The organism is Pseudoalteromonas tetraodonis (assembly GCF_002310835.1).
Lineage (GTDB): Bacteria > Pseudomonadota > Gammaproteobacteria > Enterobacterales > Alteromonadaceae > Pseudoalteromonas > Pseudoalteromonas tetraodonis.
Genome location: NZ_CP011042.1, coordinates 430,358 through 444,798, shown reverse-complemented (window position 1 = coordinate 444,798; position 14,441 = coordinate 430,358). Strand labels below are relative to the sequence as shown.

16 protein-coding genes are annotated in these 14,441 nt (G+C 40.5%); 9 read left to right on the top strand and 7 right to left on the bottom strand.

Annotated features, from left to right (window positions below):
* The first annotated feature begins 33 nt into the window (after positions 1-33).
* The 5 genes from PTET_RS17740 to PTET_RS17720 all read left to right on the top strand — a co-directional run bounded on the left by PTET_RS17740 (position 34) and on the right by PTET_RS17720 (position 3,912).
* Complete coding sequence (locus PTET_RS17740) at positions 34-432, top strand: thiol-disulfide oxidoreductase DCC family protein (RefSeq protein WP_016899157.1); 399 nt, start codon at positions 34-36, stop codon at positions 430-432.
* Positions 429-1,154 (top strand): SDR family NAD(P)-dependent oxidoreductase, encoded by a 726-nt coding sequence (locus PTET_RS17735; protein ID WP_096039057.1) that lies wholly within the window; start codon positions 429-431, stop codon positions 1,152-1,154. The genes PTET_RS17740 and PTET_RS17735 overlap by 4 nt, the downstream gene beginning before the upstream one ends.
* Positions 1,155-1,165: 11 nt before the next feature.
* Positions 1,166-1,774, top strand: a complete 609-nt coding sequence (locus PTET_RS17730; RefSeq protein WP_036983871.1) for a flavin reductase family protein — start codon at positions 1,166-1,168, stop codon at positions 1,772-1,774.
* Positions 1,775-1,912: 138 nt separating this feature from the next.
* Positions 1,913-3,133, top strand: coding sequence for a M24 family metallopeptidase (locus PTET_RS17725; RefSeq protein WP_096039056.1), 1,221 nt, complete (start codon positions 1,913-1,915; stop codon positions 3,131-3,133).
* 119 nt (positions 3,134-3,252) lie between these two features.
* Complete coding sequence (locus PTET_RS17720) at positions 3,253-3,912, top strand: DsbA family oxidoreductase (protein WP_036983869.1); 660 nt, start codon at positions 3,253-3,255, stop codon at positions 3,910-3,912.
* A 9-nt stretch (positions 3,913-3,921) separates the two neighbouring features.
* Here the strand turns inward: PTET_RS17720 and PTET_RS17715 are convergent, their stop codons facing one another.
* The 5 genes from PTET_RS17715 to PTET_RS17695 all read right to left on the bottom strand — a co-directional run bounded on the left by PTET_RS17715 (position 3,922) and on the right by PTET_RS17695 (position 7,394).
* Positions 3,922-4,758: a substrate-binding periplasmic protein gene (locus tag PTET_RS17715; RefSeq protein ID WP_096039055.1), complete on the bottom strand. Its 837-nt coding sequence runs from the start codon at positions 4,756-4,758 to the stop codon at positions 3,922-3,924.
* A gap of 76 nt (positions 4,759-4,834) precedes the next feature.
* The gene (gene ppiC / locus PTET_RS17710) at positions 4,835-5,113 is read right to left on the bottom strand and encodes a peptidylprolyl isomerase PpiC (RefSeq protein ID WP_008464312.1); all 279 of its coding nucleotides are present in this window, start codon (positions 5,111-5,113) and stop codon (positions 4,835-4,837) included.
* 78 nt (positions 5,114-5,191) lie between these two features.
* Entirely contained in the window at positions 5,192-5,611 is a 420-nt protein-coding gene (locus PTET_RS17705; RefSeq protein WP_096039054.1) for a thiol-disulfide oxidoreductase DCC family protein, read from the bottom strand.
* 23 nt (positions 5,612-5,634) lie between these two features.
* Positions 5,635-6,159, bottom strand: coding sequence for a response regulator transcription factor (locus PTET_RS17700; RefSeq protein WP_096039053.1), 525 nt, complete (start codon positions 6,157-6,159; stop codon positions 5,635-5,637).
* Positions 6,156-7,394: a sensor histidine kinase gene (locus PTET_RS17695; protein ID WP_096039052.1), complete on the bottom strand. Its 1,239-nt coding sequence runs from the start codon at positions 7,392-7,394 to the stop codon at positions 6,156-6,158. Before PTET_RS17695 ends, PTET_RS17700 begins: the two co-directional genes overlap by 4 nt.
* A 393-nt stretch (positions 7,395-7,787) precedes the next feature.
* Here PTET_RS17695 and PTET_RS17690 point away from each other — a divergent pair, with 393 nt between their 5' ends.
* Positions 7,788-8,867 carry a ketoacyl-ACP synthase III gene (locus PTET_RS17690; RefSeq protein WP_013463122.1) on the top strand — a complete coding sequence of 360 codons (1,080 nt, stop codon included), beginning with the start codon at positions 7,788-7,790 and terminating at the stop codon, positions 8,865-8,867.
* An 80-nt stretch (positions 8,868-8,947) separates the two neighbouring features.
* On the top strand, positions 8,948-9,334 hold the full coding sequence (gene gloA2, locus PTET_RS17685) for an SMU1112c/YaeR family gloxylase I-like metalloprotein (RefSeq protein ID WP_008464296.1): 387 nt from the start codon (positions 8,948-8,950) through the stop codon (positions 9,332-9,334).
* 39 nt (positions 9,335-9,373) lie between these two features.
* On the opposite strand, the gene PTET_RS17680 is transcribed toward gloA2, so the two are convergent.
* Both PTET_RS17680 and PTET_RS17675 read right to left on the bottom strand, forming a co-directional pair.
* Complete coding sequence (locus PTET_RS17680; RefSeq protein ID WP_013463121.1) at positions 9,374-10,735, bottom strand: leucyl aminopeptidase family protein; 1,362 nt, start codon at positions 10,733-10,735, stop codon at positions 9,374-9,376.
* 83 nt (positions 10,736-10,818) lie between these two features.
* Positions 10,819-11,241 (bottom strand): hypothetical protein, encoded by a 423-nt coding sequence (locus PTET_RS17675; protein WP_013463120.1) that lies wholly within the window; start codon positions 11,239-11,241, stop codon positions 10,819-10,821.
* Positions 11,242-11,345: 104 nt separating this feature from the next.
* On the opposite strand from PTET_RS17675, the gene PTET_RS17670 reads away from it, so the two are divergent.
* Together PTET_RS17670 and PTET_RS17665 are read left to right on the top strand one after the other, a co-directional pair.
* On the top strand, positions 11,346-11,504 hold the full coding sequence (locus PTET_RS17670) for an oxidoreductase-like domain-containing protein (protein ID WP_076921669.1): 159 nt from the start codon (positions 11,346-11,348) through the stop codon (positions 11,502-11,504).
* Between the two features lie 332 nt (positions 11,505-11,836).
* Positions 11,837-14,407, top strand: coding sequence for a TonB-dependent receptor plug domain-containing protein (locus PTET_RS17665; RefSeq protein WP_013463118.1), 2,571 nt, complete (start codon positions 11,837-11,839; stop codon positions 14,405-14,407).
* Positions 14,408-14,441 lie beyond the last annotated feature (34 nt).

Genomic DNA, 14,441 nt, shown 5'->3' with positions numbered 1-14,441 from the left:
AAAGCATATGTAAAATAAACACAAAGCGATAACATGATCATTTTTTACGATGGCAATTGCCCACTGTGCAATGCAGAAATGCAACATTTAAAACGTGCCGATGTTGATCATAAAATTACACTAGAAGATTTAAATGCGGATGATTTTAGTGAACGTTTTCCTGCAATCGATAAACAAAATGCCATGGATTTATTGCACGCCCAAACTGATAAGGGGCAGATGATTTACGGCTTAGACGTCACTTATCAAGCTTGGCGCACCGTTGGCAAATACCGTTGGCTTAAAATAATTCGTTTGCCCGTAATTCGCTTTTTTGCCGATCATGCTTACACTTTTTTTGCAAAATACCGCCATCATATAAGCCGTTTTTTAATGCCCAATGCGCAGTGTAGTAATGGTCAATGCAATATCAAATCTAAAGGTGAAAAATGAAAACAGTGATTTTATTTGGCGCCAGTAGCGCCATTGCACAATCCTACGTAAGTCATTTAAATCAGCAAGCAGCACAATTTAATATAATTTGTGTCAGCTCATCGAATATTGAGCATAATGATGACAGGGTAACCTATTTCCACAGCGACTACTCGGCGCAAAGCCTAAATGAGCTAACCCAGTCGTTAAAGTCACAACAAATTGAGCTTGCTCAGGTAATAATATTTAATGGTCAATTACACAACGACCAGCACATGCCAGAAAAAAAGCTCGAAGAAATTAACAGTGATTATTTTATGCAGCTTTTGCACTCTAATACACTTGTCCCCCTGCTGTGCTTACAAAGTATAGTGCCATTGCTTAATCACAAAACTCATTGCACAATTACTGCTTTAAGCGCTCGTGTAGGCAGTATTAACGACAATAAATTGGGTGGCTGGTATACCTATCGCGCATCCAAGTCTGCGCTGAACATGCTATTTAAAACAGCCACCATTGAACTTGCTCGTCGCGCTAAAAATACCAAACTTGTTTTATTTCACCCAGGTACTACAGATACACAGCTCTCTAAGCCATTTCAAAAAAATGTGCCCGCAGGTAAACTGTTTACCCCTGATTTTGTTGCTCAGCAATTATTTAAATTTACTTACGAAAACCCACAGCTAGAACTCAACGGCGAACCTGCCTACTTAGATTGGCAAGGAAACACCATAAAATGGTAAGGAACAAACACATGCATTTTTCGAAAGACCGCATAGCCGCACTTGAAAAACATACCCGTACACACTTTATCAATTCACTTTCAGGGTTTAAAAGTGCAAACTTAATTGGCACACAAGACTTACAAGGTAATACCAATCTAGCCATTGTCAGTTCAGTTATTCATTTAGGCGCTCACCCACCGCTAGTAGGCATGATAATGCGCCCGCACAGCGTACCAAGGCATACATTCGAAAATATTATAGAAACAGGCGTTTATACTATTAACCAAGTAAATAGTGATATTTACCAGCAGGCACACCAAACATCGGCACGTTACGCTAAAGATGAGTCTGAGTTTAATGCAACCGGTCTCAAAACAGAGTACTTAAACGACTTTAAAGCGCCTTTTGTTGCACAAAGCCGACTAAAATACGCAGTAAAATTTGTAGAGAATCAGCATTTAGCTGTTAATGGCACTGAGCTGGTTATTGGCGAAATAATGGATGTTTATGTAGATAAATCAGCACTCCAAAGTGATGGCTTTTTAGACTTACAAGCCATCGATACCGTTGCAGTAACCGGATTAGATAGCTACCACACGGCGAATAAGCTCAATCGTTTACCCTACGCGAAAAAATAGCCCAAGGTTATCAAGTCCTTGGGAATGAGGGACTTGATAACTTCCTCTATTTGTTCAATCCCTTGTTCACTAATCGCAATTAATTTGAATTGAACGCATTTAGCCTACACACTATGCAAAATTTTGTAGGAAAAATATATGACCACAGTTGGTATTGGTACACACACACCCGAACAAGCACTTGCTAGTTTAAGCAATATGACCCACTCAGTAACGCCAATTCAGGCCGATGAGTATTTAGTGCGTATGGCCAAAGCGCAAGCTTATATGCAAGCTAATAATATTGATGCGATATATTTAAATGCAGGTACTAACTTAACGTATTTTACCGGTATGAAATGGTACGCCAGTGAACGACTAGTCGGCGCTATTTTACCCGCCATGGGTGAGGTGCAATACATTGCCCCCCATTTTGAAATTGGCTCTTTAGATGGCTTTAAAGTCATTGATGGCCCAATACACGGCTGGCAAGAACACGAGAACCCTTTTGAGCTATTCGTTAAAGTGCTTAAACAACTGAATATTAGTGACACCGCTACCGTGGGCATTGATGAAAGCGCACAGTTTTTTATTTTTGATGGCATCAATAAAGCCAGTTCAGGGTTAAAACTAGTTAACGCACAACCTGTAACCGCACATTGTAGAATGCATAAATCAGCCAATGAATTAGCATTAATGCAATGTGCCATGGATATGACTTTAGCGGTTCATCAGGCTACGGCGAGCATGCTTTATGAAGGAATTAGTACAGTAGAAGTCGAAGAATTTATAAAAAAAGCGCATCAAAAAGTAGGTGCTCCGGGAAATTACTTCTGTATTGTATTGTTTGGCCTTGCTACCTCATTCCCTCATGGTGTAAAAGATCCACAAATTTTGAAAAAAGGCGACATGGTCCTTATTGATACCGGATGCAAAGTACACGATTACCTGTCTGATATTACCCGCACTTATGTATTTGGTGAAGCAACCAGTCGCCAGCGCCTATTTTGGGATTTTGAAAAAGCAGCCCAGTTAGCAGCTTTCAATCAAGCCGCCATTGGCAAAACCTGTGAATCGGTTGACGAAGCAGCCCGCAGTTACTTAGCAGCTCAAGGCTTAGGCCCTGAATACCAAACACCAGGTTGCCCACACCGCACAGGCCATGGTATTGGCTTAGACATTCATGAATGGCCATACTTAGTGGGCGGCGATAAAACCCCGCTTGCCACAGGCATGTGTTTTAGTAACGAGCCAATGCTGGTTATTCCAGATGAGTTTGGTGTGAGATTAGAAGATCACTTCTATATGACAGATGACGGACCGCGTTGGTTTACCCAGCCAAGCCACAGCATTGACGACCCATTTGGTTTAAACAGCTAACCTGAAAACATTCAATAAAAGAGCAGCACTTTCGCTGCTCTTTTTATGTTCAATGATTGATAAACTAAACTTCATCCCAATATCCATTGTTATTAAAAAGCAATCCTTCAAGGATCCTTATGAAAAACTTAAAAATAGATATCGTCTCAGATGTAATGTGCCCATGGTGTATTATTGGGTATAAAAACTTAGAAGCCGCATTGGCAGAATTAAAAGACGAAATGAGTGCGGATATTACATGGCACCCTTTTGAGCTTAATCCGGATATGCCACTTGAAGGGCAAGACTTAAACGAGCACTTGCAGCAAAAATACAGCTTAACCGAAGAAGAAAGCGCGCGAAATCGTCAAAACATGGCGGATGCGGGTGAACGAGCTGGCTTTACCTTTAATTTTGACGGTAAACGCATCATGATCAACAGCTTTGATTTACATCGCTTGCTAATGTGGGCTCGTGAAGAAGGTAAGCAAACTGAGTTAAAACTGGCGTTTTTTGAGGCACACTTCACCGATTTAAAATATTTAAATCAAGAAGATGCATTACTGGATGTAGTAGAAAAAGTAGGCCTTAACAAAGACACTGCCAGAGAAATTTTACACTCAGATAAATACGTACAAGCGGTACGCCAAGAGCAAAATAACTTTAAACAAATGGGAATAACCTCAGTACCTACTTTCATTATAAATGATAAGTACGCGCTTACCGGTGGGCAACCGAGTGAATCGTTTATTCAAGCACTTAAGCAAATAAGTGAAGAAGAAGCCAAGCAGGAGCAATAATTTTTCGGGTTAGGCTGCATTTTGCGGCCTAACATTATTAATTTTTAAGTTAAACACCTGTCTGTTGTTTAAATTAAGCCCGTCCTCAACATCATGATAATAGCGCTCATAAAGCGCGTTCAACTCACCGCTATCTGCTAACTTTGTTAAGCCTTGCTCTAATAACTCAATGATTGCTTTGTTATTTTCGTTTGCGTAAAAATAATAGTAATTATCGTATTGCAGCATAATATGTGGCTCAATAACAAAGTTATACTGAGGGTGTTTACGTATTTCGGCTTTTATTGCTGTAACTGAACGCGGAAAATAATCGCCAAGTCCTTCATCTAACGCTTTTAACATGCTTTCATAACTCAAATCACCATTAACTGTTAGACCATTGTTTTTTAAAACATAAAAGTCTGACCAACTTTGTTTTTGCAACGCAATAAATGGTTTTAGCTGTGCCAAGGTTTTGATCTCAGAAAATTCTTTTAACCGACTTTGTTTAACCATGAACAAGCGCTTTGAATGCAGCCCATTATAAATAGGATAACTTGTGTGGATTAAATATCTTTGCTCTGCGAGGGCGCTTGGCATAGTTAACCAAGCTAAATCAACATCACCGTTACGTTTGAGCTCTTGCAAAATCCTCTTAGTATTCATTGGCTCAATGCTGTAGGCAATATTGAGCTTTACATTAACCTCTGCAAAGCTCTTTTCTAATAACGCTAAAATATAGTAGTTTTTTGGTATGCCTTGGATGCTTGGTTTGCCAAGCTTAAGGGTAATTGTTTGCTCAGTGCTACTGGCAAAAAATGACACTGCCATTAAAATCAAACTGCAGCATAAAATAATAAGCTTCATAGTTATTCCAAGTTGCTTTAGCATGTAACAAACTGAACAAATAATAAGTATAGCGGCAACTTAAAATTGCGTTAGTTTATGTGCGATAAAGTACCTTAATAACATGCCAACCAAATTTCGTTTTTACTAAATGCGGTTCTAAAATTGCACCACTAAAGGCCACCTTATCAAACTGTGGAACCATTTGACCTCGTCTAAACTCACCTAAATCACCGCCTTTTTTACCCGATGGGCATGACGAATACTTTTTAGCTAAAGTTTGAAACTTTGCGCCTTTGCCTAATTGCTTGATGATGTCTTCTGCAATCTCTTTATGTTTTACTAAAATATGCAGTGCGTGCGCCGTATTTGCCATGTAAGTGCCTTTTTAATGCTTAAATTTAAACGCCGCGATTTTAGCACAGCCAATACATTCAGGCATCTATTAAAGCACTTATAAATAGTGGGCTTGGTCTTGCTTTGAAGGGATCCTGCAATAGTGATATTTACCAAATAAGGTATATCGATTTGATGCAATTTTATCATAAAGCCAATTGTTAAAACGATTTGGCAACACACTAAATATACCACTAAGTTTCCACGGATAGCCTAGCCGTTTAATCACCTCAAAAAATGCATGGTTTTGTATAAATGCTTGAGCGTTTTCAATGTAAACCATAGAGGCAAAATCAGTTGTCGAATAGCCAAAGTGCATTAATATTTGCTGCCCTTTTGGCGATTGTACACTGCACAGTTTAAACATGGCCTGAGGGTCTTGAGCAATAATAAAATTACACCACGCACTACAAAGCTTGCACTGGGCATCGAACAGTATAATTTTTTGGCTTTTTATTAGCGCGGCGGTATGGGTCATTAATTGCTTGCTCAAGTGAGGGCTTATTGCTGCACAGGTTTTTTTTGTAGCTTGCGCTGCAAAGTGCGTCTATGCATATTAAGCTGCCTTGCAGTCATTGATACATTACCGTTGTTACTGTGTAATACATGTTGAATATGCTCCCACTCTAAACGCTCGGGTGACATAATCTCTTCAGGAATTTCGGTTACTGTCGATACCGGCTCTACTTTTAGCGCTTTTAATAAGCTTGCCATATCGACAGGCTTAGTTAAATAGTCATTAGCGCCCAAGCGCATCGCCTCTACGGCTGTAGCTATACTTGCAAAGCCGGTAAGCAATACAATATGCGCCTTGGGTAACAAGTGTCGCAGCGGTGCAATAAGCGCCAGCCCATTTTCATCTGCTAACTTCATATCTAATAAAATACAATCAGGTTGCTGCTGGCGAGCCCTAAGTAAGGCCTCTGTTTGGTTATGTGTAACCTCACAGTTAAAGCTGTGTTTTGTTAAGCGCCTTACCAAAGTGGTAGCAAGGTTAATGTCATCTTCAATAATTAGCAGCTTCATAGCGCCGACTCGGTTATTAATAGTGGCATTTGTATCTTGGCCACCGCCCCACCATCGGGGTGATTATAAACAGTTAACGAACCATTTAAACGCTCAAACGTAACATTTGATAGCATAACCGCTATTCCCATGCCTTGCTCGCTGGGCATGAGCTGCCCGCCTAACTCCGCTAACTCGGAGGATAAAAAACCAGCGCCAAAATCCCGAATAATTAACGCAATACTTTGCGCATCTGGCTGTTGCCAACTCAACTCTAATTGCATTTGGCCTTTTTTTTCGTTAGCAAGCGCTGCATTTTGTAATAAGTTTAAAATAGCAGGTAGCAGCATGGCATCACTTTTTAATGTGGCTTTAGGCGCCTCATTAAGCCAGTTTATTTGTTGATTAGGGTATTGTAATAGCAACGTATCATGAATTTGATTTTGCAGCTGCTCTGCTTTTATAGGTATTTGCGTGTTTTTATCTCGTAGCTGCATAGAGAGCTTTCTAAAATCATTAAGCTGAGTGCGGCATTGCAGCAAGGGTGATTGCATTTGCTGAATAATTTCATTGTTGGGATGCTCTTCTACAAGCTCTTCAAACAATAATTGTAAATTAGCAATAGGCGTTGCTAATTGATGAGTAATTTGCGCCGCTGCGCCATCGAGGGTAACCAGTTGTTCACTACGCAACTGTTTCTCTCTAACTTTAGCAATAGTGCGCTCACGTTGTTGTAAAGCACGGTTCATTGCACCAATAACCAACGCAATCACGCAGGCACTGATAACAAAATTAACCCACATGCCAATAAAGTGGCCACTCATGTTCATTTGGTGCATGCTATGCTCTGGCATTTTAATCAGTAACATGCTGTAGGCAGCGATAGCCAGCACAGCAATATAGGCAAGCCCACGAGCGCTCAATGTAATTGCCGCTATCATAATAGGTAACAATAATAACGACACAAATGCGTTAGTTGCACCGCCACTTAAAGACAACAAAATAGTTAAAAAAAGTACGTCAGCGGTCAGTTGCATCAGCATGCCAACAGGCTTTGCTTGGCTAACATTTCTATAAGCAAAGATACTTGCTAACTGAAAAACCGCCTCAAGCGTAATAACGGCTAGCAACGGCATGAGCGCAATTTGATGCTCTAATAAAAAATAAACGCTTAACACCGCAATAAGCTGCACAGCAATGGCGCCACTGCGCAGCATTAATAACCGGCTAATAGCAGGATCGGTTTTAATTAACACAATAAGATTCACCTGACTGAATATACATTGCTTTGTTATCCATTATAAATAATGCTTTTTAAGTAATGCTTTTTAAGTAATGATTTCATAATATGCGCCCCATATTAGCTGCTCACTCAGCCGCACTCAAGCATATATGGTCAACAAAGTATTTGTATTCTATTAAGCTTAGAAAGCCTATGAGCTATTGTGTAAAACAGGCATAATCATTAAAAGCTTTTAATTAACACAATAAAAACAAGTCAATTACCTTTAAACAAAAATGCAGCAAATAGTCCGTAAAATAGCAGTAATTACTAAGCAAACCATGCTATAAACTAGTGTTAACAGCTAATTTTTGATATAACGTCCTCATTAGACGAACACGTCATACCACTTTTAAGAGAACACACTATGCCTTACGCACATATCACTGGTTGGGGTAAATGCATTCCACCAGCAAGCATCAGCAACGACGAAATAAGTGAAATTGTAGATACAACCGATGAGTGGATCACCACACGCACAGGTATCAAGGCACGAAGAGTTAGCCATGTAAGTACTGCTGAACTTGCTAGTGTGGCTGCAAAACATGCCATTGCTTGTGCTGGCGTAGATGCAAAAGATATCGATTTAGTTATTTTAGCAACGTGCACCCCCTCAACAGTAGTCGCAAACACCGCCTCATTAGTACAAAAAAATATTGGTGCCACAGGCGCTGCAGCCATGGACACCAACGCGGCATGTTCTGGTTTCTTATATGCTTTACAAGCTGCGACAGCGCAAATTCAAGCTGGCATGATCAAAAAAGCTGTCGTTATCGCGGCTGAGCGCATGACGTGGTATGTAAACTGGGCACGACGCGACAGCGCAGTATTATTTGGTGATGGTGCCGGTGCCGTTGTGCTTGAAGCAGCAGAAACTCCTGCAGGCTTATTAGGGACTAAAACCGGTTGTGACAGCGAAGATCGTGATATTTTACACATTACTAATTTTGGCAGTGATTTAAATAAATATGAGCCAATTGGTCCATCAGACCTTTTATTTGAAGGCCGTGAAATATTTAAACGTGCCGTTAAAGGCATGAGTGAAGCCTGTGACGACGTGCTTGAACAAGCCAATCTTAAGTTAGACGATATCGATGTACTAGTTCCGCATCAAGCCAATCTACGCATTATTCAAGCTATTCAAAATCGCTTAAAAGTGGATGACGAAAAAGTAATGGTCAATATTGGTGAATATGGCAACACCTCTGCTGCCACCATTGCAATTGCATTGTGTGAAGCCGTTGAGCAAGGCTTAATTAAACCGCATGCAAACATTATGTCGGCGGCATTTGGGGCTGGCCTTACTTGGGCGGCAAGCTATATAAAATGGGGCGAGCGAGTAACGCCTATTGCTGTTAGTGATGCTGAGCTTCCACCGTGTGATAAAACGGGTTTAGAGCTTGTTGCACCGGCTGTAAAAGCGTGTAAAGACGCAGAGCCTAGCTAAAAGCTAATATATAAACATGCACATGTATTGATAAACAGCGCACTGCTTTTAGTGCGCTTTTTGCTTTTTAAGGAAAATATATGCAACTACTAGGCATTCATCATGTAGCCATCATTTGTAGCAACTACCCACGCTCTAAACATTTTTATAGTGAAATATTAAAACTCACGATTATTAATGAGCATTATCGTGCACAGCGTCAGTCTTACAAACTCGATTTAGCTTTACCTGATGGTAGTCAGTTAGAATTATTTTCGTTTAATGATGCGCCAAGTAGACCAAGCTACCCCGAAGCACAAGGACTTAGACATTTAGCATTTAAAGTTGGGTGTATTAATACTGCTAAACATTATTTAGAGTCACACAATGTCATCGTCGAAAATATTAGAGAAGATGAAATAACCGGCAAAAAATTCACCTTTTTTGCCGATCCAGATGGCTTACCCCTTGAGTTATATGCACTTTAACATCAAATAACTCAAGGTAAACCTTAATCCAAGTTCAGGTTAGTTAAATCGATTTTGTAGGTAAGTAAATACTGCACGAATACCCAGTGCTTCACCACCAGCTGGACGCCCGGGTAATGCACGTAAATTCCATGCCATTACGTCAAAGTGAACCCATGGTGTATTTGGCTCTATAAACTCTTTCAAATAAAGCGCAGCGGTTATTGCGCCACCAAATGGCGTACTTGCACAGTTAGCCATATCAGCCACATCGCTTTTCAAAAATGGTTTGTATTGTTCGAATAACGGCAATTGCCAAACAGGGTCGTTAACTTGCATTCCCGAGTCCATAATGGCATTTGCTACAGCGCGATCCGTTGAGAAAAACCCCGGTAACTCCGTACCTAACGCAATACGGCACGCACCAGTTAGTGTAGCAAAATCAATGATTAATTCAGGATCATCGTTTTGTGCTTCGCTTAGTGCATCACACAGCACTAGTCGCCCTTCTGCATCGGTATTGTCTATTTCGACCATAATACCTTTACGGGTTTTTACTACATCGCCAGGGCGAAATGCATTACGCGAAACAGCATTTTCAACCGCAGGCACTAAAACACGAAGGCGTATTGGTAAGTTAGCGGCCATAATTAGCTGAGCCAGGGCAATAACATGCGCGGCCCCACCCATGTCTTTTTTCATGTTGCGCATGCCTGAACTAGGTTTTAAATCCAGTCCACCGGAATCAAAACACACGCCTTTACCGACTAACGTAATTTGTGGCGCATCGACTGCCCCCCATTTCAAGTCAAGTAATCGTGGTTTATTTTCACTCGCGCGCCCTACCATGTGAATAGTTGGGTAATTTTGCTCTAATAACTCATCACCTATCCACTGCGAAAATTCACCGTCGAATGTATCTGCTAGGTCACTCATTACCTGCGATAAATGCTGCGGCATCATATCAGCAGCTGGGGTATTAACTAAATCGCGTGCTAAATTAATGGCGTCCGCTTGTTGTTTTACTTGTTCATATAATGTTTTATCAGCAATGCCAAGCTGAGCTTTTGCTGTGGCTTTTTGCTTGTACTCACTAAACTCATAACCACCTAAGACAAAGCCTAAAGCAAGTTGAGCAACTAAAGACTCATCACCTTGAATTTGATAACAACCCGCAGGTAATTTACTGGCAAGCTCGCCAGCGGCCCAAAAATCATCAGTGCTTTGCATTACACAAAATACCTGACTTAGTTCACCCGTTTCTGGGTTTGGTACTAGTGCGAGTCCTGATTTTTCAAAATCTGTGTTTGCTAGCCAGCGCTGTACAAAACTCGGTTGCTGCGTAAGCCAATCGGTTAGTTCGTTTTTAACGATAAAAGATAGAGGAATTCCTGAAGAGGTATGACGAAGTAAAGCACTCATTAAATGACTCACATAATAGAAAATGATGCCTTAGCATAACAATAAGCACTATTAAAAGGTATAGCTAATTATGTTCTGCTAGCTTACTTCTTCTTTGAGGGCGTTGAGTCTTGCTCTTGGTTTTGTTGAGCAATTTCTTGATCAATTTCTTTAATCGGCTTATTCATACTAAAAGAACTCGGTAATACATCAACACCTACTAACTGCCCTAGTTTAACAACCAGTGGAATAGTTAATGGTGCAAACGGTAATAACGCAAAAACGCCTAGCCCTAGTCCTTTTAATATATCAACAAACTGCTCGTTGGCGCGTTTTAGTTCTGCTTTATTTGTTTGCCCTTGGGTATAACGCCTATAAATTATTAGCATTTCTTTGGTTTCTTGCCTTTCTTGGGCAAGCGCAATTTTAAGCGCGACCATAGCACGACGAAAGCGTAGTTGTTGTCGCTTTTTACTTATTTTAGCAACCCGCCAGGGTGCACGATGGATAACTTTATATAATCGCATAGCCTGTATTCTCACACAGCGCTTTCAGTTCACAAAGAATAATTTACACGGTTTATTCAATCATTTATTCTTAAAGTTCATTTTCCTCAGTTTTAATTAAAAACATGCAAAAAAACATACCCAACACTAAACCCGAAAGGCCAAAATCTGATGAGTGCTGCGGCGGCGGTAGTTGCTGTCCATGCGTATGGGATGAGTACAAAGAAAAACTTGCACAGTGGAAAAAACATCATGGTGAAAATATCAATAGCAAGTCAGTTTAATTCAATAATAGAAAGTAGCTAAAATAGCTTATTTAGTTAATAACTATGTATCAATGCCTGCTTTTACCCCCTTTCCCTGCCCTACTTATGATTAACTCTGCGTTATTTTTAGATAAATCATTTGTTTCAACTTGTTAAATAGTGGTTAATTACCCATTGCCCTCTTTAGTTTTTTTATCTATAGTCTATTTCGAGGACTCACAGGAGGTGCGCTTAGTTTATTAAGCTTTTAGGAGTGAGTTGGCAATATCTGCTCCCCATTGAATGTGAACCGTCCACAATAAAGTCATTAAATAGACTATACAAATCAATTCTAACTGGGGATATTTAGAATGAAATTAAAAAGCAATGCGCTTCAACAGGCCATCAAATTTGCTCTAGCAACAACAGCCGCAGGCTTATTTGTTTCTGGTTCAGCAATTGCTCAAGAAGAGCAAACCGAAGTTAAAGTTAACAAAAATGTAGAAAAAATTGCCGTAGTAGGTACGCGCTCTGCGCCTCGTTCTATTGGTGACTCTCCTGTACCTATCGATATTATTGGTGGTGAAGAGCTAAGTAAATCAGGTAACACTGATATGCTAGAGCTATTAAAAGGGGCTATTCCTTCTTTAAACGTACACTCAATGCCAATCAGTGATGCTGCTTCATTAGTGCGCCCTGCAAACTTACGCGGACTACCTTCAGATAGCACACTAATTTTACTTAACGGTAAACGTCGTCACCGTGCTTCAGTTATCGCCTTTTTAGGTGGTGGTATTAACGATGGTGCGCAAGGTGCTGATATTTCAGTAATTCCAAGTATTGCACTGAAACAAGTAGAAGTACTTCGTGATGGTGCCGCTGCACAATATGGTTCTGATGCGATTGCTGGGGTTTTAAATTTCCAACTTAAAGATGCCTCGGAAGGCGGATCTTTCGAAGTTCGTAAAGGCCAATATTACGAGGGCGACGGTGATACAACCCAAATTTCAGGTAATGTGGGCTTACCGTTTACCGATAGCGGTTTTGCAAATTTAAGCTTTCAGTACAAAACAGCCGATGCGACCAGCCGTTCAGTTCAACGCTACGATGCAACTCAACTTATCAAGGCTGGAGTACCAGACATTGCTCCGATCACTCAAGTATGGGGTGCACCAGAGGTTGATGACGACATCTCTATCTTTGGTAATGTTGGTTTAGAACTTACTAACGACTCACAATTTTACATGTTTGGTAACTACTCAGAGCGTGATGTACGCGGTGGTTTTTATTACCGTAACCCACATACTCGCCCTGGTGCATACTCAAATGATGGTGGCGAAACACTGCTTGTTGGTGATTTAACCGGTGATATGAGCGGTAACTGTCCAACAATCATGATTGATGACAACGTTCTTGATAACCCTGACTACATTAATGGTGTAGCAAATAACCCTGATTGTTTCGCATTTAACGAAATGCTTCCGGGCGGTTTTACACCAAACTTTGGTGGTAATATTACAGATACGTCACTTACTATCGGTACTAAAGGTGAGTTTACTGGCGGCTTTTTAGAAGGCGCTTATTATGATCTAAGTGGTACGGTAGGGTATAACGAATCTCGCTACTTTATATACGACACAATCAATGCTTCACTGGGTCCAGATAGCCCGCGTGATTTTAGCCCAGGTAAATATGAACAATTAGAGAAAAACTTTAATTTTGATATTTCAAAAGGGTTTGACTTTGATTTAGCTTACGATGTAAATATTGCCGGTGGTTTAGAATGGCATGAAGAAACCTTTACTGTAGTGGCAGGTGATGAGGCTTCGTTTATTGCAGGTCCATTAACTGATCAAGGTTTTGGTATAGGTTCTAACGGTTTCCCTGGATTTAAACCATCAGATGCAGGCGAATATGACCGTCGTAACTATGCAGCTTATATTGATATTGAAGCGCCATTTACTGAAGAATTCTTAATGGGCTTAGCGCTTCGCTACGAAGATTACGATACCTTTGGTTCAACCACTAACTATAAGTTAATGGGTCAATACCACCTGACTGAAGATCTAAATATTCGTGGCTCTATCAGCACCGGTTTCCGTGCGCCTACCGTAGGCCAAGCGAATGTTAGTAACGTACAAACTAACTTAAGCAGTGGTGTACTAGTAGATTCGGCTTTGCTACCACCTACAAACCCAATTGCTATTCAACTAGGTGGTACTGAACTTGAGCCTGAAGAATCACAAAGCTACACCTTTGGTGCGGTGTATACTATTGGCGATTTATTCTTAACGGTTGATTACTACAACATCCAAGTAGATGACCGTATTAGCCAATCAGATAAAATTGAACTTAGCCAAGCAGATAAAGACACGCTTGAAGCTGCGGGCGTACCTAACGTACAAAACCTTGCGCAAGTTAGTTTCTTTACTAATGACTTTGATACCACTACACAAGGTGTTGATTTAGTTGCTAACTACTCAGCTGAATTGTTCAGTGGTAGCTCTACATTTAGCTTAGCGTACAACTGGAATGAAACAGAAGTAACACGCTCAAGTGATATAACTGGTGCATTTAAAGTAAGCCGTCTTGAAAATGACTTACCTAATCACCGTGCAACACTGAGCTGGGCACAACAATGGGAAAGCTTTTCAGCATTTTCTCGCCTTAACTACTTTGGTGAGTACCAAGGCGTTCACGTAGATTATGATGAAACAGCTAAAATGGCTGACGCAGCAGTCACGTTAGATGTTGAAGTCACTTACTTCATGAATGACTCAATTAGCTTCTCATTGGGTGCACAAAACTTACTGGATCAAGAAGCAGAAAAACTTGATTTCACAGTGGCACCAAATAACAACTGGGGTGGTAAGTACTACGAAACATCTCCATACGGAATTAATGGTGGCTTTTACTACGCTAAAGCAACCTATACTTTCTAACATGTGTTAATAATAATCAAAGGCGAAATGTGTA